Genomic DNA, 25,670 nt, shown 5'->3' with positions numbered 1-25,670 from the left:
GTCAGTCGTGCCCGAGGCGGCCACGGCCGAGGCGAAGCAGCAGGATCGCCAGGTTGTGGCCTTCGGGACCAAGCGAGCTGAAGCGCTCGATGACTTTCATCTCCCGATTGTGCACGAGCCTGGTCCCGCCGGACGCCATTCGCAACTGACCGATGGTGCGGGACACCTCCGTGCGGCGCTGCACTGCAGCGAGGATTTCCGCATCGAGCCGATCGATTTCCTGACGGAGCGCATCGATGTCCGGAGCGGATGGGGTTGTGTCGTCACCATCGGATGCGGAGCCGTTGTCAGCAGCGTGAGTACTCATTGTGTTTATCTCCTGTGCGGGGGAGCGGCGGTGTGGAGTGGCTACTGCCGGGAGGCGCGGCCTGGAGCCCCCCTCCAGCGCCATGTTCCTTGTACACGAAAAAGTCCCGCGACCCGGGGCGGACCGCGGAACGTAAGGACGTGCTCATCCCGCGGCCGGCCCCGGCCGATTCCTGCCCGGAAACCGCCGATACACCCGGAGCGGTGGCCGGGGTGAGCAGTCTCTGCGGGCTTTGAGCATGCATTGATTGTGCCATGACCGTGAGCCCACGCAATCTTCCAGGCAGCCTCTGCCACGACCGGACGCTAGCGGAAACTGTCAGACTGGGCGCCTATGCTTGTGGGGCACAGTCCATGGTCGTGGAAGAGGGACGTTCTGATTACTGCAGGTTCTATTGATCATGACCGGAGGTCTGCGGTTGAGGGCGCGGCAGCCCTGCTGGACGGGCTCAATCGGCACCAGCGTGAGGCCGTCTTACATGAAGGCTCCCCGCTCCTGATCGTCGCCGGGGCGGGCTCCGGGAAGACAGCGGTCCTGACGCGGCGTATTGCGTACTTGCTGGCCGAGCGCCAAGCGCGTCCGTCCGAGATTCTCGCAATCACGTTCACTAACAAGGCCGCGGCTGAGATGCGCGAGCGCGTGTCACAACTCGTCGGTCCCCGCGCGGCTTCGATGTGGGTGGCGACGTTCCACTCCACATGTGTCCGTATCTTGCGCGCGCAAGCTGGCCTGGTTGAGGGGCTCAACTCGAACTTCTCGATCTACGACGCGGACGACTCGCGGCGACTGCTCGCGATGATCGCCAAGGATCTGGAGATTGACGTCCGGCGGTACACGCCCCGGATGCTGGCTACGCAGATTTCCAATCTCAAAAACGAGCTGATTGGCCCGGCGCAGGCAGCACGGGACGCCGATACCGACCCGGCCGAGGTCAGTCGCACTGTTGCTCGGGTATACGGCGTCTACCAGCGGCGTCTGCGCGAAGCGAACGCGCTCGACTTCGACGACTTGATCAGTGAGACCGTGCGGATCTTGCAGGACTTCCATGAGGTCGCCGCCTACTATCATCGGCGTTTCCGCCATGTTCTTGTCGATGAGTACCAGGACACGAACCACGCGCAATACGTGCTGGTGCGGGAACTCACGGGAGCGGGTGTGAACGAAACCGAAGGCGTTCCAACCGCAGAACTGTGCGTTGTGGGTGATGCCGACCAGTCGATCTACGCGTTTCGCGGAGCCACGATCCGCAACATCGTCGAGTTCGAGCGGGATTTTCCGGATGCCCGAACCATCCTGCTGGAACAGAACTACAGGTCGACGCAGACGATCCTTTCGGCCGCGAATGCGGTGATCTCCAAGAACTCCGGCCGCAGGCCCAAGCGACTGTGGACGGATAGCGGAGATGGCGAGTCGATAACGGGGTACGTCGCTGACAACGAGCACGACGAAGCAACGTTCGTCGCGTCCGAGATCGACCGGCTCACGGGTTCGGGCAGCATCGGCAGCGGTGTGGCCGGAGACATCAAATACAGCGATATCGCGGTCTTCTACCGTACGAACAACAGCTCACGCGCATTTGAAGAAGTGTTCATCCGCCACGGGCTCCCGTACAAGGTGGTGGGGAGCGTGCGCTTCTATGAGCGCAAGGAAGTACGCGATATCGTCGCGTACCTTCGTGTACTCGCCAACCCTGACGACACCGTCAGCCTGCGCCGGATTCTGAACACACCTCGGCGGGGGATCGGTGACCGCGCCGAGGCCTGCGTAGCGGTGCACGCGGAACAGCGCGAGATCAGTTTCGCGGAAGCTCTCCGAGATGCCGCAGAAGGAACAGTGCCCCTACTTGGCACCAGGGCGCAGCGTTGTATCGCCTCCTTCGTCGAATTGCTTGACACGCTGCGGCAGCCGCTCACTGCACGTGAGCCTGCTGATCTCGATGTTGGCAAGCTCATCGACGGGATCCTGTCCATGACGGGCTACCGAAAGGAACTCGAGGCGAGTAACGATCCCCAGGACGGCTCCCGCCTCGACAACCTGAACGAACTCGTCAGCGTCGGCCACGAGTTCAGCGCCGAGGCGGCACAGTTGATCGCTGATGGTCACGAACCGGCCGAGGGTGACCCTGTGCCAGGCTCACTAGAGGCGTTCCTCGAACGTGTGGCGCTCGTCGCGGATTCGGATCAGGTCCCGGACTCTGATGCTGGTGTCGTCACCCTCATGACGCTGCACACCGCGAAGGGCCTCGAATTTCCGGTCGTTTTCCTTACCGGTTGGGAAGACGGTCAGTTCCCTCATATGCGTGCGCTGGGGGATCCAGATGAGCTTTCTGAAGAACGGCGTCTCGCATATGTTGGCATCACGCGTGCGCGGCGGCGCCTCTATCTCTCTCGGGCAGTTACCCGAGCAGCGTGGGGACAGCCCGTGTCGAACCCGGAGTCGCGTTTCCTGCAGGAAATACCAGCGGAGCTCCTGGAGTGGAAGCGGACAGACCCCGGGCCCTCACGATCATTCGGCACCGGCCGTGCGATCGGTTCACGATGGAATGCGCCCAGTGGGGGATATGACTCGCCGTTCGGGAATGGCAATCGTGGTTCGAGTACGGGACGTGGCCGCGGCGCACCGCTTGTTCTGAAAGCGGGAGATCGCGTGAGTCACGACAAGTACGGCCTGGGGACTGTAGTTGCGACCGAAGGCAGCGGCAACCTCGCGCGCGCGACGATCGACTTTGGCGCTACCGGCAAGGTTTCCTTGCTCCTTATCGGCGGCGTGCCCATGGTAAAGCTCTAAATAGTAATGAGGGCCGCGGGATAACCCCGCAGCCCTCATTACTGTCGCGATGTGGTGCGCTATCCGCGTCCACCGAATACGTCGATTCCCAGGTCGGCCAGCCACCCGATCGGGTCGATCTTGTTGTCGCCACCGATCCACACCTCGAAGTGAACGTGCGGGCCGGTGGAGAAGCCGCGGTTGCCGACAGTGGCGATCTGCTGACCGGCGTGCACACGATCACCTACCTGGGCGATATTGGTGTCGTTGTGGCCGTAGACGGTAACCGTTCCGTCGTCGTGACGGATCCTGACCCAGAGCCCAAAACCTGCAGCAGGTCCGGAATCGATGACTTCGCCGTCCGCAACAGCCACGATCGGCGTACCGATCGGTGCAGCGATATCGATACCGCCATGCAGCGTGCCCCAGCGCTGACCGAACGTGGAAGTCAGGACACCGATGACGGGGAGTGCTGCGACGGGGCGGCGCATCTCTGCTTCGCGGGCAGCGCGCTCATCGCTGAAGCGCTTCGAGGTGGCGAGCTGCTGAGCGTAAGAAGAGGGGTCGAGCGCCCGAGTGACGTTCAGGACCTGGACGGTCCCTGAGGGGCTGTTCGAGTCGGACGTGGCCGCGAATGCAGGACTGTCGAGGCTCGCGTTTGCGCTCGCAAACGCAATGTTGCTGTCGGCGTGTGCCGCCGAGTCCGCCATCAGGACAGCCTGGCCGCCCGCGAAAGTAGCGCCGATGGTGACGACGGCAAGCGCGATCCGGCCCTTCGGGGCACGTTTCTGGGCATGTTTGTTCGGTGTGGTGCGCAGCATGGATTCCAGAAAGGGGTGCGAAACCCTCGGGTCGATTCTGCCGCGACGCCGCTACGCGCCGCAGTGTCATCCAGGTTGATGACTCCGGACGGGCGCAATCCAGCGCACCGCTCCGGTTCGCACGATCCGCGTCGCGGCTAGGACCAGTAAAGATTGTCGGGTGGCCCCTGCCGTAACGTGGTCGTGATATTCACTGGGTTGAAAGGTAACGAAACGGTTGCGACGCCTGCAAGCAAACGGTGTCCGATTGAGGGAAGTGAGAGCGTACTCACAATCCGACCTGGGGAAACAGAGATTCGCTTGTGTGCAGGGTTACTACGCCTGCTTGCACGATCTCACGATATGAGAACCGAGTTGGGTCTTCGCCCCCCTCTTGTGTAACGGGGCATATTCGCGCGGGCGGCCGAATTCTGGACATTAAAGTGCAAAGTACGCAAACGGCCAAACCCGGCCGCACGTGCAGCAGATGAACCGTAATTGCGCCCTTCCGCGTACAAGTTGCAGCCACCGCGATAGGTTAGAAGTGACCAAACAGTGACATAGCGCACGTCCTGGCGGACCCCCTGTGGTGAGCTAGGTCGCCTCGACTAAGGTCCGACTTGGCTCACCCCAACCTGGGTGAGCGGCACAGTAGATGAGACGGTGAGCACATGGATCTCTTCGAATACCAAGCGAAAGAACTTTTCGCGAAGCATGGAGTCCCCACCACTCCGGGGCGAGTGGCTGACACTGCGGAGGAAGCCGAGCAGATCGCTGCGGAAATCGGCAAGCCAGTTGTAGTGAAGGCTCAGGTCAAAACCGGAGGCCGTGGCAAAGCGGGCGGCGTCAAGCTCGCCTCGGATCCCGCCGACGCAAAGGCGAAGGCTGAGGGGATCCTCGGACTCGACATCAAAGGACACGTCGTCAAGAGGCTCCTCGTCGCTGAAGCGAGCGACATCAAAGAGGAGTACTACATTTCCTTCCTCCTCGACCGCGCCAACCGGACCTTCCTCGCGATGTGTTCCAAAGAAGGCGGCGTCGAGATCGAGCAGGTCGCGGCTGAAACGCCCGACGCTCTCGCGCGGGTTGCGGTAGACCCAAACGAGGGAGTCGACCTTGCGTTCGCACGCAAGATCGCAGAAGGCGGCAAACTCCCGGCTGAGGTCCTGGACGCGGCAGCGGAAACAATTGCCAAGCTCTGGGAGGTCTTCGTCAAGGAAGATACCCTCCTGGTAGAGGTCAACCCTCTGGTTCGCACACCGGATGACCAGATTCTTGCACTCGATGGCAAGGTGACACTCGATGGCAACGCAGACTTCCGTCAGCCTGAGCATGAAGAGTTCGTCGACGCAGAGGCTGCTGACCCACTCGAAGCCAAGGCCAAGGCTAAAGGCCTGAACTACGTGAAGCTCGACGGTGAGGTCGGCATCATCGGTAACGGCGCCGGACTTGTGATGTCCACGCTCGACGTCGTCGCGTACGCCGGTGAAGAGTTCGGCGGTGTGAAGCCCGCGAACTTCCTCGACATCGGTGGCGGTGCCTCAGCAGAGGTCATGGCCAACGGTCTTGATGTCATCCTCAACGATCCGAGCGTCAAGAGCGTTTTCGTCAACGTATTTGGCGGCATCACGGCGTGTGATGCGGTAGCCAACGGCATCGTGAACGCGCTCGAGATCCTCGGCGATGATGCGAACAAGCCGCTCGTTGTCCGTCTGGACGGCAACAACGTAGTTGAGGGGCGCCGCATCCTCGACGAAGCCGCGCACCCATTGGTGCAGCAAGTAGACACCATGGACGGCGCGGCGGCACGCGCCGCTGAACTCGCCGCTGCGGCGAAGTGACAAGGAGCGCATCGTGGCAATCTTTCTGACCAAAGACAGCAAGGTCATCGTCCAGGGCATCACCGGCGCTGAGGGCACCAAGCACACCCGGCGCATGGTGAAGGCTGGCACCAACATTGTCGGCGGCGTTAACCCGCGCAAGGCAGGCAGTGATGTAGACGGCATTCCCGTGTTCGCCTCCGTCAAGGAAGCGATGGAGAAGACAGGGGCCGACGTCAGCGTCGTTTTCGTGCCCCCGGCCTTCACCAAGGCGGCCGTCATCGAGGCAATCGATGCGGAGATCCCGCTCGCTGTTGTGATCACCGAGGGTATTCCGGTGCACGACACCACCGCGTTCTGGGCCTACAACAACTCGCAGGGCAACAAGACCAGGATCGTCGGGCCGAACTGCCCCGGTGTCATCAGCCCAGAGCAGTCGAACGCGGGCATCATCCCGGCCGACATCACCAACGCTGGCAAGATCGGCCTGGTTTCCAAGTCGGGCACCCTGACCTACCAGATGATGTTCGAACTCCGTGACTTCGGATTCACCACTTGCGTCGGCATCGGTGGCGACCCAGTCATCGGTACGACTCACATCGATTGCATCCAGGCGTTCCAGGACGACCCGGACACCGAACTGATCGTCATGATCGGTGAGATCGGTGGTGACGCGGAGGAGCGGGCAGCCGAGTACATCAAGGCGAACATCACCAAGCCGGTCGTCGGTTATGTCGCCGGATTCACCGCACCTGAGGGTAAGACGATGGGTCACGCTGGTGCTATCGTCTCGGGTTCGTCCGGCACCGCGCAAGCGAAGAAGGACGCGCTCGAGGCAGCCGGAGTACGCGTCGGCAAGACACCTTCTGAAACCGCAGAGATCGCTCGGGAGATCCTGGAGAAGCTCTGACTTCTCGCCAGTAACCGCTGGAGAAGGTGCCGCAGACGAGCAACCGTCTGCGGCACTTTTTCGTTTCATCGTTTTGTGTGACCAGTCATGGGGCTATGTCACGGCGCGCCTGCCGAAACCGCAGGGGTGTAGGTGTAACTCTCGATAACGATGACTGATCTGCACGTGCGTACTGAGAAGGAGCGCTCCGAACCGGAGCCAGGTGTGCCGCCCGAGGCTGCGCGGACGCTGATGAAGGCGGCATTCATGCCGACCGGAATCACTGTGGGCCTCCTCGTTGTCGTGGTCCTGGTTGTCCTGCTGACAGGAGACGGCGATTTCACCGGCGTGTTCGCCGCAGTCGGTGCTGGGTGGCTTGGCATCCATCAAGTCACGTTGCCAATCAGCGGCGTGAAGCTCGGTGTGCTGCCGCTCGTCGTCACCGCGGCGATCTTCGCCGCGTCATACAGCCAGTGCCGGAAGGTTGCCCGCGACGGACTTGAGCCGCGTGATGCGGCGCAACTTGTTGCCGCTGTCGTGGGTGTGCCGCTGGTCATGACGATCATTTCGCTCGCTGTCGTTAAGGACGCGTCGACCGTGCTGAAGGTCGCGACGCCAAATGTCCTCCAGTCGTTCCTCTGGACGGTCGTAATACACGGTCTTGCGGCTGTATTTGCGCTAGGTAAGCCGTTCTGGAGCCCGATCGCGGAGCGGGCGCGCATACCAGTTTGGGGCTGGGGTGCCTTAGCGGCCGCAAAGAGCGGGGCCGTCGCCCTGGGCGCGACCGGGCTCGCGGTCACTATGGTGCTCCTCGCGGGATCGCTGGACGAGATCATCGCCATGCTCGAGGAGCATCATGGCGCCGCAGCGCCACTTGGGCTCACTCTCGTGTCCCTGCTGTATCTCGCTAACGTTGTTGTGGGTGTCATCGGAGTGACCACCGGAGCGTCGATCACCGTCGGTGAGGGACACTACGGATTGTTCGATGTTCTGCCGGCGCCCGCGCCGGGGGTCCCCGTACTTGCGGCGCTGCCCACAACTGAGGCGGCGGACTGGTGGCCTATCTTGCTGGTCGTTCCCGTAATCGGCGGGGTAGCACTGGCACGCAGCGCATACCGTCAGGATCACGGTATGCGCGAGACCTTCTTCGTGGGAGGCACCGCGGCGGTAGTGGTCAGCGTCGGGTATCTCATCGCGGCGACCGCTGCGGGCGGGGCACTCGGAGTGTTTGGCACGGTCAGCTTTGCGCCGCTCTACGGCGCGCTGTTTCTCTGCGCGTGGCTTGTCCTCAGCGGTGGCGCGGCGCTGGGGCTTCTCGTGTGGAGAAAGAACCGTCACGAGCGGCATGAGCGGCGTGCGGACGTCGAGCAAGCAATCGCGGAGGCTCTTGCCGAAGAGGAGTCCAGGAAAGCGGCTGCGGCTGAGAAGGCACGCGACTTAGAGGACTCCTCGGACAGCAACGAGCCTTCCGGCGAGCGGAGCGGCCTCCTGAAACTCGTCCGGAATCGAGTCCCATCCTTACCCATCTCGGTGAAGAGTCTGCCCGGCGCCGTGAGCACGCTGCCGGGCAAGGTCAGGCACGCCCGGCAGAGTCTTCCAGGCGTAAAGAAGCAGCAGGAGGACACGGAGGACACCGGGGGCTCGGCTGAAGAGGCCGCTGAAGTGGAGACAACTGAGGTTGTGGAACCTGCCGAGTCTTCCGACACAGAGGAGACCGCTCACTCCGACGGCGAGGGTGCTCACGAACAAGAAGAGCCTGAAGGACAGGATGCTGAGGGAGAGAGCCCTGGCGAGCACCGCAAGCAGTCCAAGTGGAAGATCTGGCAGCGTAACAAGCGCGACTAGCGGGTAGGCAGTAGAGTGCGCCGGCCCGGAGCAATTCACCGGATAGGCTGCCGCTAGGCTATGTGCCGGTAGCGAGCTCGGATGAGCTGGCACGTTCGGTAATCAGGAGATCCGCGCTGAATAGCCACACTGACGTAAGGTCGACTCACTCTGCGCCTGTCGATTCGCGGGACCCGGAAACGCCGTCCCGCGTCGTCGTGCTCGCCTCGGGGTCGGGGACGTTATTCCAGGCGCTCGCGGATGCCGCAACTGGCGATTTCCCGGCGTGCATCGCTGCGCTGGTGACGGATCGCGACTGTGAAGCAGAGGCACGCGCCCAGCGTGCGGGAATCGAGTGTGTCCGTGTGACCCCCCGCTCCTACAGCGACCGGGCAGCGTGGAATCACGCTCTTACCAGCGTTGTCGACAGCTACCGCCCTGATCTCGTAGTGACCGCGGGATTCATGAGAATTCTAGGGCCCGAGTTCTTGGCGGCTTTTCCGGGCAAGATCGTGAACAGTCACCCCGCGCTTCTTCCTGCGTTTCCGGGCGCGCACGCGGTGCGCGACGCGCTGAGCTATGGCGTGCGGGTGACAGGTACGACTATCCATATCGTCGATGAGGGCGTGGATACAGGGCCAGTGCTGGCGCAGGAAGCGGTGACTGTCGGCACCGATGATTCCGAATCGTCGTTGCACGAGCGAATCAAGGCTGTTGAACGGCGGCTTCTCGTTGAGGTAGTCGCCGCGTTAGTGACAAGAGGTGTGATTATCGATGGACGGAAGGCCCTAATCCCGTGAGTGAATCGAACTCAGCAGCCGAGCGGATTGCTGTTCGGCGCGCCCTTATCAGCGTTTACGACAAGTCCGGTCTCGAAGACCTCGCACGTGGCCTCGCCTCTGCAGGCGTGGAGATCGTGTCAACTGGGTCCACAGCGAGCCGCATTGCTGCGGCTGGGGTCGACGTCACCCCGGTCGAGGAGCTGACTGGCTTCCCAGAGACGCTTGACGGACGTGTGAAGACACTGCATCCGCACGTGCATGCGGGGATTCTCGCGGACACGAGGAAACACGAGCACCTCGAGCAACTCGATGAGCTCGGCGTTGAGGCGTTTCAGCTCGTTGTGGTGAATCTCTATCCGTTTACCGAAACGGTGGCCTCTGGTGCGACGGAGGACGAATGTGTGGAGCAGATCGATATCGGCGGTCCTTCGATGGTGCGTGCCGCCGCGAAGAATCACCCTTCCGTTGGCGTCGTCGTCGATCCGGGCCAGTATGAGCGCGTCCTTGCCGCTGTCGAGGCCGGTGGTTTCACGATGCAGGAGCGGATCGAGCTCGCTGCCGACGCGTTTCAGCACACCGCGATGTATGACGTCGCTGTCGCGAGCTGGATGACGAATGTGCGGGCGGCAGCGTCGGCGGACAGTCAATTCCCGCGCTGGATGGGCGCGACCTGGGAGCGGCGCTCCACGCTGCGATACGGTGAGAACCCCCACCAGTCGGCTGCGCTCTATACCCGTCCCGGCGAGGCGGAGGGCATTGCGCAGGCCGAGCAGTTGCACGGCAAAGAGATGTCCTACAACAACTTCACCGACACCGACGCCGCGTGGCGGGCAGCGTACGACCATGAAGGCCCATGCGTGGCGATAATCAAGCACGCCAATCCGTGCGGGATCGCAGAGTCCCGGCTTGATGGGGGCGCGGCGATTGCGGACGCCCACCGCCGCGCACACGCCTGCGACCCGGTAAGTGCTTTCGGTGGCGTGATAGCTGCTAATCGTGAAATCACGGTCGAAATGGCCGAGCAGGTTTCGGAGATCTTTACAGAGGTCATCGTCGCACCGTCCTACGAGGAAGGTGCCATCGAGGTTCTGACCCGGAAGAAGAACATCCGGATTCTCCGCTCCGCAGCGCCGGTGCGTGCAGGTGCAGAGATGCGCGCGATCTCGGGCGGGCTGCTGCTGCAGGACAGGGATGTCCTCAACGCGGGTGGTGACAACCCGACGAACTGGACCTTAGCTACAGGGGATCCGGCGGACGAGAACACTCTCCGTGATCTGGTCTTTGCCTGGCGCGCCTGCAGGGCTGTGAAATCGAATGCGATCTTGCTCGCTGATGGTGGCGCGACCGTTGGTGTCGGCATGGGACAGGTCAACCGCGTCGACGCGGCACGTCTCGCGGTGAACAGGGCCGCTGACAGGGCTAGAGGCAGTGTTGCGGCTTCCGACGCGTTCTTCCCGTTCCCCGACGGACTGCAGGTACTTCTTGACGCCGGGGTGCGGGCCGTTGTCCAGCCGGGTGGCTCGGTGCGGGACAACGAAGTGATCGCCGCCGCGAAGGACGCCGGAGTGACGCTCTACCTGACTGGTGCGCGCCACTTCGCTCACTGATCCCGGATTCGTCTCAGGCCAGCAGGAGAGTGCCGACTGCAATAGCCGGGATAGCGGCGAGCGTGGTCACGATCGCCGCATCACGCGCCAATATGACGCCACGCATGTACCAGCTCGCAAAAACGAACACGTTCTGGGCAGTGGGCAGCGTGGCCAGCACGACCACGCTGAACAGCGCGTGGCCTTCGAGCCCGAACACGTAACTCCCGATGGCAAAGGCCACGATCGGCTGCACGATCGTCTTGAACGCAGCGGCCAAAGCGACATCACGGCGAGGGCTGACACCGCGCTGCAACGCGCGCTTACCGTGCATCGACAGCCCGAACGCGATCAGCGCGCCCGGGACTGAGATTCCTGCGACAAGTGTGATGGGCTGCTGGATCACCATGGGAATTGTGACATCCAGCAGCGAGATCGTGAGCCCCGCGGCTGCCCCAATCAGGATCGGGTTCTTCAGCGGCGCGATCACCACTTTGAACAGTGAACGAGTTGGGCCTGCTGCTGCCCGTGAGGTGCTGACTTCGAGCACCGTCAGCGCGATAGGTGCAAGGACGAGCACTTGAAACAGCAATATCGGGGCGACGAGTGCCGCGTCGCCCAGAACGTAGACGGCGATTGGAAGGCCGAGGTTGACAGCGTTCACGTACGACGATGCGAGCGCGCCGACTGTGCATTCCGGGATTTGTCGGCGTAACCACCATCGGGAAATCGCGAAGTAGCTGAGACCGACGAGTACCGCGGATCCGGCGCCTACGGCGAGGGTGGGGGACAGGATTACGGATAGGTCGGCGTCGGAGAGTGTCGTGAACAACAGCGCGGGTGTTGCTACGAGAAAGACGAGCCTGCTGATGGCCTGCTCTCCGCCGCTGCCTAGGACGCCGGAGCGCCCCAGCAGGTAACCGACGATGATGACCGCGAAGACGACCGAGAACCCGACGACTACACCGGACATGTGTCGCCTCCTCTCCGACTCATCTCATTGAGAGCAGACTAGGGCGAGGAGAGTGGCCGCAGATTTGCTGTGATTTTTGCCACACTACGGGTCTGAGTGGCGCGAAGGCGCATCAGACACAACTGAACCCCCGGTGGTTTCACATCCGCCGGAGGTTCAGTGAAGCGCAGGTTTAGCGGCTTGAGAAAGGAAGCAGCGCCATCTCACGGGCGTTCTTCACGGCTACGGCCACTTCGCGCTGTTGCTGCGGCGTCAGGCCGGTGACCCGCCGCGAGCGGATCTTGCCGCGGTCGGAAATGAAGGTGCGAAGCAGGTTGACGTCCTTGTAGTCAACGCGCTCAATACCCGCGGTGGTCAGCGGGTTCTTCTTCGTTTTCCGGTTCTGCTCGCCGCCCTTCTTCTTGACGACGGCTGTTCTCTTTGCCATGTGCCCTTCGTTCCTGAACGATCGTTGTTTACCAGCTCGACTTGCTGACGCCGGGCAGTTCTCCCCGGTGTGCCATCTCACGCAGCCGGACTCGTGAGAGTCCGAACTTACGGAAGTACGCGCGCGGACGACCATCGACCACGTCCCGATTGCGCAACCTTACCGCACTTGCGTTGCGAGGCTGGCGCTGGAGTTCGCTGACGGCCTCCGCCCGCGCCTCGTCGGTGGTCCGAGGATTGCGGATGATGTCCTTCAGTTCACGCCGCCGATCCGCGTACTTCTCGACGACTGCCTTGCGTTGCTCGTTGCGAGCGATCTTCGATTTCTTAGCCATAGAACTGTACCTCAGCGTTCTTCACGGAAGTCAACATGCTTGCGGATTACCGGGTCGTACTTCTTGAGAACCAGCCGGTCAGGATCGTTGCGGCGGTTCTTTCGCGTCACGTACGTGAACCCGGTCCCCGCCGTTGACTTCAGTTTGATGATTGGGCGGACGTCATTTCGTGCCATCAGCGGTCGGTTCTTTCTCTTTGTGAGGGCGTGCTGTGGACCTCAGGTGTGTGGTCGCTGGTGCTAGACCTTTTCGCCGCGCGCCCGGATCGCCTTGACAACGGCTTCGATTCCGTCGCGGTCGATGGTCTTGATGCCTTTCGTGGACACCCGGAGGGTTACGTGCCGGCCCTCGCTCGGCAGGTAGTAGCGGCGGCGCTGGATGTTCGGATTCCAGCGGCGCGACGTGCGCACATGGGAGTGCGATACAGACTTCCCGAAGCTGGGCTTGCGTCCAGTGACCTGGCAGTGCGCGGACATGACAGCAGACCTCTCGTAAGTGACATTCATTTTCGACAAAGCCGAAGTGACACGGTACCTTCTTGGAAAGGATTCTGACAATCGTTACTGACAAGCGTTCTAACAAGGCGCTAGCTGCAAAGGGGAACGATCGTGACCGATCAGCGCACACCTGTCGTGCTGGTCTGCGGATGGCAGGGAGATTCACGAGCCGTCGCGCAGGCGCTTCAGCGTGAGGGCACCACCGTTGTGCACCATGACCTCAGCGAGGTCTCCACGGGGGTCGTGCGGCGCACGCTGATGACCACGAACGGCATCACGCCGCGAGAGAAGACAACCATCCTCGAACTTGCGCACGGCTGTGTTTCGTGCACGCTGCGCGAAGATCTCCTTCCCTTGTTGCGCAGACTTCATACGCGAAGCCGGGTCGAGAGAATTGTGCTCCTGATCGACCCAGTACTCGAGCCAGAAGCTCTCAGTTGGGCAATTGAGCACGTAGTGGTGTCAGGAATGGTCGGGCACGTTGATGGGCCCGCAGGGCAGGACGTTCGGGTTGATGCGACCGTGACGTGCATCGACGCGGCGACCTGGCTCAGCGACGCAACGAGCGACGACACCCTGGACGAGCGCGGCATCGTTGCGAGCAACGACGATGACCGGACAGTGGCGCAGGTAGTTGTCGGTCAGGCTGATTTCGCGGACGCGATCGTCATATCCGGCGCGGCGAACGACGGCTGGGAGCAGGCCAAACTCAACGCGGTACTTGCCCGCCTCGCGCCAGGGGCTCCCATCGCATGGACCGGGGCAGGCGGAAGTATCGACGCGGAGCGCTTGCTCGCGAACATCCCAGCACCCTCGCGCCGCGGAGAAATCACAGACGCGCATTCACCGATGCTGAGAGGCGAGCCACCGCTCGATTCGGACTGCGGAGTCCAGATCGTCGAGTTCTCGGCACAGCGCCCGTTCCACCCAGAACGGCTGCATGAGTCGATCGATACCCTCCTCGACGGTGTGATCTGCACGCGCGGACGGTTCTGGGTCGCATCGCAACCGGACCAGGTGCTGTGGATGGAATCCGCTGGCGGAGGCTTGCGGATCGCGGCGTCGGGACTGTGGCTCGACGCGATGACGCGTGAGCAGCAAGCTGAACAAAACCCTGAACGCCACGCGATCGCCGCGCTGCGGTGGGATCCACGTTTCGGTGACCGGGATTGCTCCATGGCAGTCCTCGTGCACGACGCGGAGCCGCAGCGCATCACCGAAGCGCTGCAGTCCGCGCTGCTCACCGACGAAGAACTCGCGCTCGGCGAGGCCGAGTGGGCGACCTGGAACGACCCGTTCGGCCAGTGGCATGAGGATCCGTGCGATGAGCTAGCCGGCGCCGAAACTGTTGACCTCACCATCAGGAAAGAAGGGCACTAGTGAAATCAGGCATCCATCCCGACTATCATCCAGTTGTCTTCCAGGACGCGAATACCGGAACGATGTTCCTGACCCGGTCCACCGCCACAAGCGAGCGAACCGTCACTTGGGAGGACGGGAACGAGTACCCGGTCGTCGTCGCGGACGTGACCTCGGAGTCGCATCCGTTCTGGACGGGCGCACAGCGTATCCTCGACACGGCTGGACGAGTAGAGAAATTCCGCCAGCGCTACGGCGACCGCGTGCGGCCTGGTCGCAAAGCTAGCGGAAACTGAAAGGAAACTGATCATGGCAGTACCCAAGCGGCGGAAGTCCCGCTCGCGCACACGCAGCCGCCGGTCACAGTGGAAAGCAACCGCTGTAGACCTGGTGCCGGTGCGCGCTGGCGGTGAAGCGCTGCGTGTCCCGCACCGCCTTCTCACCGCAGTGCGCCGCGGGCTGATCGACCCAGACAAACTGCGGTAGCAGTGAGCCCTAACGGCTGATCCGGTAGCGAAAGCCGCGTTACGCGCGGTCCTTGCTACCGGATCGGTTTTTCTTCGTACGCTTTGTGGGTGCTACTCCGCATCCTTGATCTTTCGGGCATCGCTGTTTTCGCTGCGTCCGGCGCGCTCGTCGGAGTCTCTAAACGACTCGACATTTTCGGTGTGTGCGTTGTTGGCGTCATCACTGGAATCGGCGGCGGAATGATCCGCGATCTACTCCTCGGCATCACCCCGCCGACATCCCTCCAGAATTGGCCGTACTTCGCCACAGCGTTCACCGCGTGTCTGGTGGTCCTGGTACTTCATCCCGAGGTTCGGCGGATCCGCACAGGCGTTCTCGTGCTTGATGCGATCGGTGTTGGCGTCTTCGCGACCGGTGGTGCGGGTATCGCGCTGGCTAGTGGCGCGGGGCCGCTGGCAGCCACGATCATCGGAATGATCACTGCGATCGGCGGTGGCCTGCTCCGCGATGTTCTCGTCAACGAAATGCCGCTACTGCTGCAGCGTGACCTCTACGCCGTGCCCGCGCTGCTCGGCGCGACGACGGTCGTACTCGCAGACGCGCTCGCGATTCCAGAGTCAGTTGGACTGGCAGTCGGAAGTGTGACTGCTGCGGGGTTACGGCTGCTGGCGCTCTGGCGGCGATGGAATCTTCCGACTGCTCCTCGGCTTTCGTGACGCAAAACCGAACCTGCAACGCACCGTTCTTAATGATTACTTAGTTGCTCAGTACACACTAGGAGCATGCGGATCCTCGTTGTCGATGACGATCGTGCCGTACGTGAATCGCTGCGGCGATCATTGTCCTTTAACGGTTACACAGTCGAACTGGCCGTGGACGGTGCTGACGCGCTCGAGAAAGTAGCGGAAGCGCCGCCCGACGCGATCGTCCTTGATGTGATGATGCCCAGGATGGATGGTCTCGAAGTATGCCGCCGGTTGCGCAGTCAGGGAGATGAGCGTCCCATCCTTGTCCTCACGGCGCGTGACTCCGTCTCGGAGCGTGTTTCCGGCCTCGACGCGGGAGCAGACGACTACCTGCCCAAGCCGTTCGCTCTGGAGGAACTCCTGGCACGGTTGCGGGCACTGCTGCGCCGCCGCGCACCCCATGAAGGGGGTGAAGGGGTGGACACGATGGAGTTCGCTGGATTGCGGATGGACCTCGTCACCCGCGAAGTGACCCGCAACGAGCGGTCGATCAGCCTGACCCGGACCGAGTTCTCGCTGCTCGAGATGTTGATGGCGAACCCGCGCCGGGTTCTCACTCGAGCACGCATTCTCGAAGAAGTGTGGGGATACGATTTTCCGACCTCGGGAAATGCGCTCGAGGTGTACATCGGCTATCTGCGGCGAAAAACTGAGTCGGAAGGGGAGCCCAGGATCATCCACACGGTGCGCGGCGTCGGTTACGTGCTGCGGGAAACTCCACCGTGAGACCTGAGCACATTCTGAGCCAGCCCCGTCAGTTCACCCGAACTATCTCGCTACGGCTTCGTGTCGCTCTGCTGGCGACGACAGTCGTTGCATTTGCCGTGGCGCTGATGGCAGCTGCAGCGTACAGCGTCGTTTCTAGGGCCCTGTACAACGAAGTCGATCAGCAGTTGCGCAACCGCGTGGACACGATGGTGCAGAACTACACTGCTGAGCGGCTGGGGCCAGGTGCGCTCACCACCGCCAGGATATTTTCTGAAGGCCTCGCCGTCATGATGATCTTCCCGGATGGCACCTCTGCCACGTTGCCCCCGCTTATTGAAGTCGATGAGCCTGAGTTCGCTGTCGTACGCGGTGAGGTGGATTCGTCGATTCGTACGGTCGGAAACTATCGGGTGCTCGCACAGCGGAGCGAGGGTGAGATCACGCTCGTGCTGGGCCAAGATCTCGGTCCGACACAGGACATTCTTGACAGTCTCGCCATGGTGCTGCTGGTGGTTGGTGGATGTGGCGTGATTTTTGCAGCGGCAGCAGGCACCGCTGTGGGCCGCACGGGTTTGCGGCCCGTTGGACGGCTGACAGCTGCGGCGCAACGCGTCGCGCGTACCGACGACCTCACTCCAATCCCTGTGACCGGGGATGATGAGCTTGCCCGTCTCACCCAAGCGTTCAACGCGATGCTCGCCGCGCTGGCGGAGTCTCGTGAACGCCAGGCGCGCCTCGTTGCTGACGCTGGGCACGAACTTCGTACCCCGCTGACCTCGCTGCGCACCAACATGGAATTGCTGATCGCAGCGAGCAGGCCTGACGCGCCCGCGCTCGATGCGGAAGACATGGCAGGTCTGCGGAACGACGTGATGGCTCAGATAGAAGAGCTATCCACCCTGGTCGGCGACCTGGTTGATCTGGCTCGTGAAGACGCCCCCGAACCTGGCTTCGAACGCATCGACCTCGCCGATATCGTCGAAAAATGCGTGGAAAGGGTGCGTCGGCGCCGTGGCGACGTGGTTGTCGAAGCGAGCACGTTCTCGTGGTTCACGTGGGGAGACCCTGGTGCGCTGAACCGGGCATTGCTCAACGTGCTCGACAACGCCGCCAAATGGAGTCCGGACGGCGGCGTACTACGTATCACGATGTCGGTCGCATCATCCCGACTGGCGGAAATCAGCGTCGACGATGACGGACCTGGAATACCGATCAACGAGCGTAAGCTCGTTTTCGAGCGCTTCTACAGGTCAGATGCATCTCGGTCGATGCCTGGCTCGGGGCTTGGCCTCGCCATCGTGCATCACGTCATGCAGCGGCACGGTGGTTCGGTGAAAATCGGCGACTCTCCGAGTGGCGGCGCTCGAGTGACGCTGTGTTTGCCGGGTGAGCCACCTGGCGGGCATGAGGAGCGTCACTGATGCTGATCGTGTTTCATGTTCAATTGTCAGGTCCATCTCACCGAAACTTCAGGCTCGGTCGGCACGTTTGACGAAGATACGCTTTCACGCCAAGTGTGCCGGGTCATGATCGGCCGAGTACGGCCGATCGGAGGAGGGGATAATGAGTGACGAACAGAGTCCGCGCGAACCGTGGCAGAGCGGGCCGGACGAACCGTCCCGCAGCGGTGACACGCAGCGGATCCCCGCGTACGGCGACTATCCGGGAACCGCTCCGCAGCGGCACGGCCTAGGGGAAGCGCCCCGCGGTTACGGTTACCCCGAACAGGGCGGCCCCCAGCAAGTTGGCCCCCAGCAAGTGCCTCCCGCCGCCGAGGAGCGCCCCGTGCGCCGCGGAAAGTCGGGGCTGCTCGCTGGGGCACTGATACTGGCGCTGCTCAGCGGAGGTGTCGGGGGCGTGGTAGGCGGTTATGTCGCGAGCCGGGATTCGGGCGGGTCCTCTGCCCTCTCAGCTCCCGCTGTGGGCCAGGGCGCGTCCGCAGCTCCTGAGGGGTCAGTGCAGTGGGCTGCGGAGAGGATCATCCCGTCGGTCGTGATGATCGATGTGCGGACCGAACGCGCGCAGGGCAGCGGTTCAGGTGTGATTCTGACGTCTGATGGGCTGATTGTGACGAATAACCATGTCATCGCTCCCTCCGGAGGAACCGTGGAGGTGTCCTTCTACGACGGAACGACCGCGACAGGGAGGGTTATCGCGGGGGATCCGAACACTGATGTGGCGGTGGTGCAGGTCGAGGGACGCACCGACCTCACACCGGCCACGCTCGGCAGTTCCAGCGATCTCCGCGTCGGTCAGGACGTCGTCGCCGTTGGTTCGCCACTCGGTCTCGATGGCACTGTGACCTCCGGCATCGTGAGCGCACTCCATCGACCAGTGTCAGCGACCGGGGAGGGCGGAGACCAGTACACCGTGATCGACGCGATCCAGACCGATGCCGCGATCAACCCGGGCAACTCCGGTGGCGCGCTGGTCAACATGGACGGCGAAATCGTCGGGATCAACACTGCCATCGCAACCCTGGGCGCGATGCCGGGAGTGAACCCCGGTTCGATCGGCTTGGGCTTCTCCATCCCAATCGACCAGGCTCGCCGTATCGCCGACGAACTGGCGACCACGGGCCGCGCCGAAACAGCATCACTCGGAGTCTTCGTCGATATGCGTGATCCGGAGCGTGGCGCGCTGGTCACGGAAGTGATCAGCGGCAGTGCGGCGCAGGACGCCGGCATTCCCGAGGGAGCGATCATCACTCGGCTAGATGACCGAATTATAACCAGCGCTGCTGGGCTGATCGCCGCCGTGCGAGCCCAGGTGCCGGGCCAAACAGTGGCGATTACGTGGACAGATGGTCCAGGTGGAGAGGAACGCGCGGTGGATGTTCAGCTCGGCACTCAGGGGTCGACACCATGAGAAGCTGGAGTACGACTAGGGATGCGCTGTCAGCCGAGCCAATGCTGGGCATTACGGTAAAGGGCATGGAGATGGAGACGCTGCCGGGCGGGCGGGCGCTCGTGGTGATCGTTGATGATCGTCAGGCACATGGCGAAAAGACGGATAACATCGGTCCGTTGGTGCGGGAACTGCTGACAGAAGCCGGCTACCACGTCGACGCAACAGTCGCTGTTGCCGCAGATGAGGTTGAGATTCGCAACGCACTGAACACCGCGGTGATCGGTGGAGTGGACCTGGTTGTCTCGATCGGCGGGACTGGTTCCTCGGCGCGCGATGTGACTCCCGAGGCAACCGCGGCGGTTCTCGACCGCGAGATTCCGGGCTTAGCCGAAGCGTTGCGTGCGTCCGGCCGGACGGACAGCGTCCATGACGCCGCCCTGTCTCGCGGGCTAGCTGGTGTTTCGGGCAGCACAGTGGTGGTCAATTTAGCGTCGTCACGCGCAGCGGTGCGCGACGGTATGGCGACGATCGGCCCCCTCGTAGCGCACGTCATCACCGAACAATCGACTTTCGAGGAATAGATGAGTGCCGAAGAACTGGCTGAGGGCGCGGTCGCGCGTGCACGCCGCAAGGCGGCGCTTGATGCTGTTTTCGGTGAAGTTCTGCCCGGTGACAGGCCAGTAGCGTCAGAGACTCACAGCGACCGATGGCTGATGGAGAATCGTCCACCGCATCACGGCTGATCGCCAGGCCATCGGACCGCACTACGGCGCAAGCCCCCTGCTGGGAAGCAGGGGCTTGCGCCGTAGTGGTCACCTCAGGACGATGACGTGGGCGGAACGTCCGCACGTTGAGCGGACAGCAGATCGCGGATCTGCTTGAGCAACTCGGTGTCGGTCACTCCTGCTTCTTCGTCAGCCACCTGCTCCTTGATCAGCCTCTTCTTCGCCGCAGTGAACGGAACGATCAAGATGAAGTACACGACAGCGGCGATGATGACGAAGTTGATCAGCGCAGTGATCACCGCGCCAACATCGACAAATGTCGCGGGAGCGCCCTCCCGGAGCATGACGCCAAGACCTTCAACGTCCTGATCTGCTCCGATGGCTGCGATCAGTGGATTGACGATGTTCTCTGTGAACGCTGTGACGATCGCAGTGAAAGCCGTACCGACGACGACCGCGACGGCGAGGTCGAGCACGTTACCGCGCATCAAGAAATCGCGGAAACCCTTAAACATCGGGCGGACTCCATTTCTGTCAGAAGGATGAGGACTCATCGATTCGTCGGAATCGTATACGAGGAAAGCGCTGAGTGTGCGGCTTCAATCAGCGCAGTGTGACCGTCACAGCACCACGTAAGGAAGCGCCTGCTACCTCCACTGCCTCGTCCGGCGGCAGTCCGAGAACTACCAGGGCATCGTGTCCCGGAGATTCCTCCGTCACGAAGAGCACGACGGCGTCCTCGGTGACGACGCTGGTCGTACGTTCGGGCTCGAGCGAAGCGCCAGAAAGATGCGAAAGAACATCGACGCGATCACCCGCTCGTAACAGGCCCGCGACACTCGAGTCTGCGAGCCGGACCGGTACGCCGCGTGATTGTCGAGCGCCGAGGATCTCATCGATCAGCGGGGGAGTGAGGACGCGGGCGTCCGTCAGCACCTCGCCCGCGCGGACAGGGGTGGCTACGCGCTGGCCAACAGCCTGATCAGCGCGCACAAGCGCCGACTGGGGGCGCTGTGCGCTAGTGACGAGGGTGAGCTCGATATCGTCGTCTGTTAACTCAGACCCCGCCGCAAGATCTCTGGTGACCACGACTACTTCCACACCAGCATCACGCCCAGGCGTAAGAGCAGCCACGAAAGCAGCTATTACAAGAAGTCCGGCCGAGATCCGACGCAGGAGAGCGGAGTGACGGCGGATCCGCTCGGCGCATTCGGTCACCCGATCGCGGAGGTGTGGCGCGAACTCGTTCCCCACGTCATCCGTTGCATTTGAGTGATCTTTAGTGATCATCGCTATGCAGCCTCACTTTTGGGTGAGGCGCTTCCATCGCTGGATTCAGGTTTCATAGCCACCAGCGCCGCCGGAGCGGTCGTCTTACGGTCGGCTCCACCATTATCGAAGCGGGCACTCTGCTCCGCCCGCGCATAGCGCGCGAGGTTGATAGCGGCGTTGAGGTCCCGGTCGATACCGGTGATGTTCAACCCGCAGTCTTCGTTGTCGCAGACGTGCAAGCGGTCTGACAAGCTCAGTTTGGCTTTCACTGAACCGCAACCAGAACACGTCTTCGAGCTGGGATACCACCGGTCCGCCTTGACTAGTGCCGAGCTGTACCAGGTGGTTTTGTAGTCGAGCTGGCGGGAGAACTCACCCAGACCCGCGTCAGCGATCGAACGATTCAAGCCTTTCTTGCGGGCACCACCGGCGGCCATCATGTTCTTCACCGCGAGCGTCTCGGTGCCGATCACGTCGAACGACTGCGCCAGCAGCGTGGTCAGTTTGTGGAGGCGGTCCTGGCGCAGGTTCGCCACCCGCACATGCTGGTCCGCGATCGCCTGCTGTGTGCGTTGCCAGGCGTTCGACGGCTCCCGCCTGGTTTCGGTTACCGCGTCCCACGGGCCTTGCTGGCGCGCTGCTTTACGTTGCAACGCCCGCAGTTTCCGGGACGCGTGTGTGAACTCTTTCGGAGCCTGCACACGTAGAACCTCCCGCCCGTCGGGGGTGGCCGCGACGATCAGGTCTTTCACACCAACATCGACCCCGACCACCGGTGCCAGGCGTTTGACGTGCCCTGGACGGCTGGCGGCACGCTCAACCACACAGGTGAAACTCACCAGCCACCTGCCACGTTCGAACCGAACCGTCGCTTTCAAGATCCGGGCTGTGCGGTGTTCGAGGCGGCGGGCGAGTTTACGGGTCGACTCGTGCACCCGCAGCGTCCCGAGCCTGGGCAGTGTTACGTGATGCCGGTCCGGTTCGACGCGGATCGTGCCGGTGGTGAACGCGAAAGCCCTGGTCGAACGCTTCGACTTGAAGGACGGGAACCCAACCCTCGGGCCTTTACGGGTGCCTTTGCGTGAGTCGCTCCAGTTCTTCAACGCCTCCGCGAGGTTCTTGCATGCGTTGGCGTACGCCTCTTTCGAGTTCTCTGCCCACCACGGTGTGCCGTCCTCGCGGACCGCTACCTGGTGTTTGCGTGTGTTGAAGTCGTTGCGCAGCGATTGGAACGACCAGACCATGCTCGGGGTCAGATCAGCGTCGGTGATCCCGTACGACTTCTCCGCCTCGCGTTGGGACAGGTTCGCTTTCACTGCTCGCAACATCGTGTTCCACGCAAACCTGGCCCCACCCGCGTGCGACTCCAACGCAACGGCCTGCGCATCGGTCGGGTCGAGCGCGTACTGATACGCCTGCAACACCCACCCGCCAGGAACCTCGAACTTCGCCGCCATCACGCCACCCGGCCGGAAGTGTCATCAGCAGTCGCCGCTACCGCTCGCTTGGCGCGGTGAACGGCAGCGCGTTTGCCATACAACCGCGCACACATCGACGTCAGAATTTCGGTCATATCCCGCACAAGGTCGTCGTCCACCTCGCACGAATCGACCACGACCAGCGCGCCGCCGTTCGCTGCGAGCGCGGCCTGGACGCACTCCGATCCGAACCGGCAGAACCGGTCACGGTGTTCGACCACGATCCGTGTGACAATCGGGTCTCGCAGCAAGGCGAGGAACTTTCCACGGTGCCCGTTCAGCGCTGATCCGACCTCAGTGACGACCTTGCCGACGCCGATCCGCTCACTCGCGGCCCACGCTGTAACTCGTGCGACCTGACGATCGAGGCCGGCCTTCTGATCCGCTGACGACACCCCCGCATACACCGCTGTCCGGCCATGCGATTGCGTGTTAGTGGTGGGATCGCCGACCAGGATCAGGCCGCCGGCCTTGCGGGCCGGGACCGGGAGCGAGCCAGAGCGAAACCAGCGATACGCGGTCACACGCCCAACGCCGTTGCGCTGTGCCCACGTCGCTAAGTTCATGTGTCCGGTTGTACCGCACACCACTGACAAGTTTGATCGCTCAAACGCGTTAAAGACCACTAACGACCACTCGACCCGCAACAGTTAGCAACCCTTCTCTTAAGGAATCGCCGCACGTGGCGCGCGACATCAATAAGAGCAGCGTAGGGGCGTGGGGTTCAGTGCGTCAGGAACGCCTCAGCGAACTGTGGATAACCCCTGCCTCGGGGCGATCCTGGGGATAACTCAAGCAGACGAGCAGGTCAGGACGCTGCCGCAGCTGCGCTCGTCGAGGAGGTTGACGACGACGAGGTTGACGAAGACGAGGTAGATGCTGAGGAAGAGCTGTCCGACTTACTCGACGAACTCGAGGAGTCTGCGGTGGCGCCTGCGGATGAAGACTTGCGGCTGTCGGTGCGGTAGAAGCCGCTGCCCTTGAAGACAATTCCCACAGAATTGAACAGCTTGCGCAGCTTGCCGTTGCACTTCTCGCACACGGTCAAGGAAGCATCCGAGAAGGACTGCACGATGTCGAACTTGTCATCGCAGTCGTAACAAGCGTAGGAGTAAGTCGGCACAGGGCACCTCCGAGGGCACAGAAGACGTTCTAGCACTCTAGCGTGAGGAGTGCTAGAAGTGAAGGCTAGTGAGGCGAACCCCACAGTCCCCTTGCCGTTCCACCTGGCCCGGTTAGTCAAGCCGAATAAGACCGAGATCAGGGGTAATCACCCCGTCGACGCGGCGATCGTGGGGGGATTCGGGCAGTTCGGCGACAAACTCGCTGTCTCGCACGATCGCGATCACAGGGCATTGGAGGGGACTCACGGCGAGCGCCCGGTCGTAGTAGCCCGCGCCCCGGCCGAGCCTGACACCCTGCCGGTCAACCGCGAGCGCAGGCACGATGATGAGCTCTGCCTCGGACAGCGCGTCCATGCCGAGTCGAGTACCGCCGGGTTCCTGGAGGCCGTAGCGCGCGGCGACGAGCGGCTGGTCCGGGTCGTACAACGCCCAATCGAGCGTGTTGCCCGGAGCTGTGACAGGCAGCAGGACCCGTGCTCGGCACGCGGCTAGTCCGTCGAGCATGGCGATCGAGCCAGGCTCGGACCGCGCGGGCACATACGCCGCGATCAGCGAACCGCCGGGACTATGTGCGGCGATACGCGCGAACGCGCGCACGACGTGTTCAGTGAGGGCACCAGACTCGTCAGACGCCGTTGCCGAACTCACCGTGGCACGTTCCCCGAGGACTGCCGATCGCCACTTATCCTTCGAATCGTGACGCGTTAATCCGCCCACGAGCTGGGGTACCCGCAATTGAGATGACAATGGTGACTGATCGGTGTTGAACTGCTCACCTTTACCGTTCATAACTGAATATTCACACGTCCTGCTGTTGAAAAGTCCCCTAAGGTGCGAGACGCTTTCCGGGTCTGGCCAAACGCACGCTCCCGACCCTACCGAGATCCCGGAACAATGTGGGTCAACCTAGCGGGATAGCGCGTACGGCGCAGTAACTAACAACGAGGTGGATCTATGACTGAGGCCAATGGGCAGTTGGTACCGCCGTTCCGCACGGCGATCGTTCCTGCTGCCGGGCTCGGGACGCGGTTCTTGCCGGTCACCAAGACCGTCCCGAAAGAGCTTTTGCCGTTGGTCGATACACCAGCAATCGAGCTGGTAGCGAGTGAAGCCGCGGAAGCGGGTGCCGGTCGCCTGGTGATCATCACTTCCGAAGGTAAAGAAGGCGTCCTCGCGCACTTCGTTCGGCACGAGATCCTCGAAGGCACATTGGAGCGGCGCGGCAAGCACGCGCTGCTCGACAAGGTACGCCGCGCTCCTGCGCTGATGGACGTCGAAGCCGTCGTTCAGGAAGAGCCGCTCGGGCTTGGTCACGCTATTGCGTGTGCCGAAGCAGCACTCGATGACGACGAGAAAGAAATCGCCATCCTCTTGCCTGACGACCTGGTACTTCCCACTGGTGTGCTCTCCCAGATGGCCGAAGTTCGCGCTCGGTACGGGGGCAGCGTCCTCTGCGCTATCGAAGTGGATCCGAAGGAAGTCAGCGCTTACGGTGTTTTCGCCGTCGAAGCGACCGGCGATCCCGCGGAAGCCGGCCAAGTGATGCGCGTCACTGCAATGGTGGAGAAGCCTCCCGTCGATCAAGCTCCGTCGAATCTCGCTGCCGCGGGCCGCTACCTGCTCGACCGCGAGATCTTTGACGCTCTGCGCCGGATCACCCCAGGACGGGGAGGCGAACTCCAGCTCACCGACGCGATTGAGCTTCTCGTCGAAGACGGCCACCCCGTGCATGTTTTTGTCCACAAGGGAACCCGACACGACCTCGGAAATCCCGGCGGGTTCCTCAAGGCTGCGGTTGACTTTGCACTCGACGATGAGGAGTACGGCCCAGACCTCCGCACGTGGATTGCGGAGCGTCTCGGGCTGAACGTTCCCGACGGTGACGCGTCCGCGCAGAGCGGAGTCACGGCAGCGGGGAGGTGACAGAAGGGGAGG

The 25,670-nt window shown here is 62.5% G+C and carries 29 protein-coding genes; 16 read left to right on the top strand and 13 right to left on the bottom strand.

Features of this window, described 5'->3' with window-relative positions; genetic code table 11:
* Position 1: 1 nt before the first annotated feature.
* Positions 2 to 307 (bottom strand): chorismate mutase, encoded by a 306-nt coding sequence (locus tag AS9A_RS17155; RefSeq protein ID WP_013808373.1) that lies wholly within the window; start codon positions 305 to 307, stop codon positions 2 to 4.
* A gap of 333 nt (positions 308 to 640) precedes the next feature.
* Here AS9A_RS17155 and pcrA point away from each other — a divergent pair, with 333 nt between their 5' ends.
* On the top strand, positions 641 to 3,094 hold the full coding sequence (gene pcrA, locus AS9A_RS17150; RefSeq protein ID WP_013808372.1) for a DNA helicase PcrA: 2,454 nt from the start codon (positions 641 to 643) through the stop codon (positions 3,092 to 3,094).
* 59 nt (positions 3,095 to 3,153) lie between these two features.
* Here pcrA and AS9A_RS17145 read toward each other — a convergent pair whose 3' ends face one another.
* Positions 3,154 to 3,894: a M23 family metallopeptidase gene (locus AS9A_RS17145; protein WP_013808371.1), complete on the bottom strand. Its 741-nt coding sequence runs from the start codon at positions 3,892 to 3,894 to the stop codon at positions 3,154 to 3,156.
* Between the two features lie 650 nt (positions 3,895 to 4,544).
* On the opposite strand from AS9A_RS17145, the gene sucC reads away from it, so the two are divergent.
* The 5 genes from sucC to purH all read left to right on the top strand — a co-directional run bounded on the left by sucC (position 4,545) and on the right by purH (position 10,795).
* Entirely contained in the window at positions 4,545 to 5,714 is a 1,170-nt protein-coding gene (gene sucC / locus AS9A_RS17140) for an ADP-forming succinate--CoA ligase subunit beta (RefSeq protein WP_013808370.1), read from the top strand.
* Positions 5,715 to 5,727: 13 nt separating this feature from the next.
* Entirely contained in the window at positions 5,728 to 6,603 is an 876-nt protein-coding gene (gene sucD / locus AS9A_RS17135) for a succinate--CoA ligase subunit alpha (RefSeq protein WP_013808369.1), read from the top strand.
* A 150-nt stretch (positions 6,604 to 6,753) separates the two neighbouring features.
* Positions 6,754 to 8,427, top strand: a complete 1,674-nt coding sequence (locus AS9A_RS17130) for a cell division protein PerM (RefSeq protein WP_013808368.1) — start codon at positions 6,754 to 6,756, stop codon at positions 8,425 to 8,427.
* A 62-nt stretch (positions 8,428 to 8,489) separates the two neighbouring features.
* A complete protein-coding gene (gene purN / locus AS9A_RS17125) occupies positions 8,490 to 9,206 on the top strand; it encodes a phosphoribosylglycinamide formyltransferase (RefSeq protein WP_013808367.1) in 717 nt (238 codons plus the stop codon).
* Positions 9,203 to 10,795, top strand: coding sequence for a bifunctional phosphoribosylaminoimidazolecarboxamide formyltransferase/IMP cyclohydrolase (gene purH / locus AS9A_RS17120; RefSeq protein ID WP_013808366.1), 1,593 nt, complete (start codon positions 9,203 to 9,205; stop codon positions 10,793 to 10,795). The genes purN and purH overlap by 4 nt, the downstream gene beginning before the upstream one ends.
* A gap of 13 nt (positions 10,796 to 10,808) precedes the next feature.
* Here the strand turns inward: purH and AS9A_RS17115 are convergent, their stop codons facing one another.
* From AS9A_RS17115 to rpmB, 5 genes are all read right to left on the bottom strand, one after another.
* Positions 10,809 to 11,747 carry an AEC family transporter gene (locus AS9A_RS17115; protein WP_013808365.1) on the bottom strand — a complete coding sequence of 313 codons (939 nt, stop codon included), beginning with the start codon at positions 11,745 to 11,747 and terminating at the stop codon, positions 10,809 to 10,811.
* Between the two features lie 172 nt (positions 11,748 to 11,919).
* The gene (rpsR, locus tag AS9A_RS17110; protein WP_013808364.1) at positions 11,920 to 12,174 is read right to left on the bottom strand and encodes a 30S ribosomal protein S18; all 255 of its coding nucleotides are present in this window, start codon (positions 12,172 to 12,174) and stop codon (positions 11,920 to 11,922) included.
* Positions 12,175 to 12,202: 28 nt separating this feature from the next.
* Entirely contained in the window at positions 12,203 to 12,508 is a 306-nt protein-coding gene (rpsN, locus tag AS9A_RS17105; protein ID WP_013808363.1) for a 30S ribosomal protein S14, read from the bottom strand.
* Between the two features lie 11 nt (positions 12,509 to 12,519).
* Positions 12,520 to 12,684, bottom strand: coding sequence for a 50S ribosomal protein L33 (gene rpmG / locus AS9A_RS17100; protein WP_013808362.1), 165 nt, complete (start codon positions 12,682 to 12,684; stop codon positions 12,520 to 12,522).
* Between the two features lie 63 nt (positions 12,685 to 12,747).
* On the bottom strand, positions 12,748 to 12,984 hold the full coding sequence (gene rpmB / locus AS9A_RS17095; protein ID WP_041451176.1) for a 50S ribosomal protein L28: 237 nt from the start codon (positions 12,982 to 12,984) through the stop codon (positions 12,748 to 12,750).
* 132 nt (positions 12,985 to 13,116) lie between these two features.
* Between rpmB and mrf the strand changes: the two genes are divergently transcribed.
* The 9 genes from mrf (at position 13,117) to AS9A_RS24390 (ending at position 19,879) form a co-directional block, all read left to right on the top strand.
* Entirely contained in the window at positions 13,117 to 14,385 is a 1,269-nt protein-coding gene (gene mrf / locus AS9A_RS17090; protein WP_013808359.1) for a ribosome hibernation factor-recruiting GTPase MRF, read from the top strand.
* On the top strand, positions 14,385 to 14,660 hold the full coding sequence (locus AS9A_RS17085; protein ID WP_013808358.1) for a type B 50S ribosomal protein L31: 276 nt from the start codon (positions 14,385 to 14,387) through the stop codon (positions 14,658 to 14,660). Before mrf ends, AS9A_RS17085 begins: the two co-directional genes overlap by 1 nt.
* Positions 14,661 to 14,673: 13 nt before the next feature.
* Entirely contained in the window at positions 14,674 to 14,850 is a 177-nt protein-coding gene (rpmF, locus tag AS9A_RS17080; RefSeq protein ID WP_013808357.1) for a 50S ribosomal protein L32, read from the top strand.
* A gap of 89 nt (positions 14,851 to 14,939) precedes the next feature.
* The gene (locus AS9A_RS17075; protein ID WP_013808356.1) at positions 14,940 to 15,548 is read left to right on the top strand and encodes a trimeric intracellular cation channel family protein; all 609 of its coding nucleotides are present in this window, start codon (positions 14,940 to 14,942) and stop codon (positions 15,546 to 15,548) included.
* A gap of 66 nt (positions 15,549 to 15,614) precedes the next feature.
* Positions 15,615 to 16,304 (top strand): response regulator transcription factor, encoded by a 690-nt coding sequence (locus AS9A_RS17070; protein WP_013808355.1) that lies wholly within the window; start codon positions 15,615 to 15,617, stop codon positions 16,302 to 16,304.
* Positions 16,301 to 17,707 carry a sensor histidine kinase gene (locus tag AS9A_RS17065; protein ID WP_013808354.1) on the top strand — a complete coding sequence of 469 codons (1,407 nt, stop codon included), beginning with the start codon at positions 16,301 to 16,303 and terminating at the stop codon, positions 17,705 to 17,707. The genes AS9A_RS17070 and AS9A_RS17065 overlap by 4 nt, the downstream gene beginning before the upstream one ends.
* 142 nt (positions 17,708 to 17,849) lie before the next feature.
* Positions 17,850 to 19,154, top strand: coding sequence for a S1C family serine protease (locus AS9A_RS17060; protein ID WP_013808353.1), 1,305 nt, complete (start codon positions 17,850 to 17,852; stop codon positions 19,152 to 19,154).
* 65 nt (positions 19,155 to 19,219) lie between these two features.
* Positions 19,220 to 19,717, top strand: coding sequence for a MogA/MoaB family molybdenum cofactor biosynthesis protein (locus AS9A_RS17055; protein WP_013808352.1), 498 nt, complete (start codon positions 19,220 to 19,222; stop codon positions 19,715 to 19,717).
* On the top strand, positions 19,718 to 19,879 hold the full coding sequence (locus AS9A_RS24390) for a hypothetical protein (protein WP_013808351.1): 162 nt from the start codon (positions 19,718 to 19,720) through the stop codon (positions 19,877 to 19,879). It abuts the gene before it with no gap.
* Positions 19,880 to 19,953: 74 nt separating this feature from the next.
* Here the strand turns inward: AS9A_RS24390 and mscL are convergent, their stop codons facing one another.
* The 6 genes from mscL to AS9A_RS17025 all read right to left on the bottom strand — a co-directional run bounded on the left by mscL (position 19,954) and on the right by AS9A_RS17025 (position 24,452).
* On the bottom strand, positions 19,954 to 20,376 hold the full coding sequence (gene mscL / locus AS9A_RS17050; RefSeq protein ID WP_013808350.1) for a large conductance mechanosensitive channel protein MscL: 423 nt from the start codon (positions 20,374 to 20,376) through the stop codon (positions 19,954 to 19,956).
* A gap of 88 nt (positions 20,377 to 20,464) precedes the next feature.
* Positions 20,465 to 21,151, bottom strand: a complete 687-nt coding sequence (cpaB, locus tag AS9A_RS17045) for a Flp pilus assembly protein CpaB (protein ID WP_013808349.1) — start codon at positions 21,149 to 21,151, stop codon at positions 20,465 to 20,467.
* Between the two features lie 2 nt (positions 21,152 to 21,153).
* A complete protein-coding gene (gene tnpB / locus AS9A_RS17040; RefSeq protein ID WP_013808348.1) occupies positions 21,154 to 22,590 on the bottom strand; it encodes an IS607 family element RNA-guided endonuclease TnpB in 1,437 nt (478 codons plus the stop codon).
* Entirely contained in the window at positions 22,590 to 23,177 is a 588-nt protein-coding gene (locus AS9A_RS17035) for an IS607 family transposase (protein ID WP_041451174.1), read from the bottom strand. Before AS9A_RS17035 ends, tnpB begins: the two co-directional genes overlap by 1 nt.
* 242 nt (positions 23,178 to 23,419) lie before the next feature.
* On the bottom strand, positions 23,420 to 23,734 hold the full coding sequence (locus tag AS9A_RS17030; RefSeq protein ID WP_013808346.1) for an FmdB family zinc ribbon protein: 315 nt from the start codon (positions 23,732 to 23,734) through the stop codon (positions 23,420 to 23,422).
* A 112-nt stretch (positions 23,735 to 23,846) separates the two neighbouring features.
* Complete coding sequence (locus AS9A_RS17025; protein WP_272942033.1) at positions 23,847 to 24,452, bottom strand: 5-formyltetrahydrofolate cyclo-ligase; 606 nt, start codon at positions 24,450 to 24,452, stop codon at positions 23,847 to 23,849.
* Between the two features lie 237 nt (positions 24,453 to 24,689).
* On the opposite strand from AS9A_RS17025, the gene AS9A_RS17020 reads away from it, so the two are divergent.
* Positions 24,690 to 25,658 carry a UTP--glucose-1-phosphate uridylyltransferase gene (locus tag AS9A_RS17020; RefSeq protein ID WP_013808344.1) on the top strand — a complete coding sequence of 323 codons (969 nt, stop codon included), beginning with the start codon at positions 24,690 to 24,692 and terminating at the stop codon, positions 25,656 to 25,658.
* The last annotated feature ends 12 nt before the right edge of the window (positions 25,659 to 25,670 follow it).

Origin of the sequence: Hoyosella subflava DQS3-9A1 (assembly GCF_000214175.1) — a bacterium.
Lineage (GTDB): Bacteria > Actinomycetota > Actinomycetes > Mycobacteriales > Mycobacteriaceae > Hoyosella > Hoyosella subflava.
Note: the sequence above shows the minus strand (reverse complement) of the source record. Positions and strands in the feature narration are given on the sequence as shown.

Bases quoted from the DNA above. Each gene is read 5' to 3' on its own strand.
- AS9A_RS17155 (WP_013808373.1), bottom strand. From the start codon at position 307: ATGAGTACTCACGCTGCTGACAACGGCTCCGCATCCGATGGTGACGAC.
- pcrA (WP_013808372.1), top strand. From the start codon at position 641: ATGCTTGTGGGGCACAGTCCATGGTCGTGGAAGAGGGACGTTCTGATT.
- AS9A_RS17145 (WP_013808371.1), bottom strand. From the start codon at position 3,894: ATGCTGCGCACCACACCGAACAAACATGCCCAGAAACGTGCCCCGAAG.
- sucC (WP_013808370.1), top strand. From the start codon at position 4,545: ATGGATCTCTTCGAATACCAAGCGAAAGAACTTTTCGCGAAGCATGGA.
- AS9A_RS17130 (WP_013808368.1), top strand. From the start codon at position 6,754: ATGACTGATCTGCACGTGCGTACTGAGAAGGAGCGCTCCGAACCGGAG.
- AS9A_RS17115 (WP_013808365.1), bottom strand. From the start codon at position 11,747: ATGTCCGGTGTAGTCGTCGGGTTCTCGGTCGTCTTCGCGGTCATCATC.
- rpsR (WP_013808364.1), bottom strand. From the start codon at position 12,174: ATGGCAAAGAGAACAGCCGTCGTCAAGAAGAAGGGCGGCGAGCAGAAC.
- rpsN (WP_013808363.1), bottom strand. From the start codon at position 12,508: ATGGCTAAGAAATCGAAGATCGCTCGCAACGAGCAACGCAAGGCAGTC.
- rpmG (WP_013808362.1), bottom strand. From the start codon at position 12,684: ATGGCACGAAATGACGTCCGCCCAATCATCAAACTGAAGTCAACGGCG.
- rpmB (WP_041451176.1), bottom strand. From the start codon at position 12,984: ATGTCCGCGCACTGCCAGGTCACTGGACGCAAGCCCAGCTTCGGGAAG.
- rpmF (WP_013808357.1), top strand. From the start codon at position 14,674: ATGGCAGTACCCAAGCGGCGGAAGTCCCGCTCGCGCACACGCAGCCGC.
- AS9A_RS17070 (WP_013808355.1), top strand. From the start codon at position 15,615: ATGCGGATCCTCGTTGTCGATGACGATCGTGCCGTACGTGAATCGCTG.
- AS9A_RS17060 (WP_013808353.1), top strand. From the start codon at position 17,850: ATGAGTGACGAACAGAGTCCGCGCGAACCGTGGCAGAGCGGGCCGGAC.
- AS9A_RS17055 (WP_013808352.1), top strand. From the start codon at position 19,220: ATGGAGATGGAGACGCTGCCGGGCGGGCGGGCGCTCGTGGTGATCGTT.
- AS9A_RS24390 (WP_013808351.1), top strand. From the start codon at position 19,718: ATGAGTGCCGAAGAACTGGCTGAGGGCGCGGTCGCGCGTGCACGCCGC.
- mscL (WP_013808350.1), bottom strand. From the start codon at position 20,376: ATGTTTAAGGGTTTCCGCGATTTCTTGATGCGCGGTAACGTGCTCGAC.
- cpaB (WP_013808349.1), bottom strand. From the start codon at position 21,151: ATGATCACTAAAGATCACTCAAATGCAACGGATGACGTGGGGAACGAG.
- tnpB (WP_013808348.1), bottom strand. From the start codon at position 22,590: ATGGCGGCGAAGTTCGAGGTTCCTGGCGGGTGGGTGTTGCAGGCGTAT.
- AS9A_RS17035 (WP_041451174.1), bottom strand. From the start codon at position 23,177: ATGAACTTAGCGACGTGGGCACAGCGCAACGGCGTTGGGCGTGTGACC.
- AS9A_RS17020 (WP_013808344.1), top strand. From the start codon at position 24,690: ATGACTGAGGCCAATGGGCAGTTGGTACCGCCGTTCCGCACGGCGATC.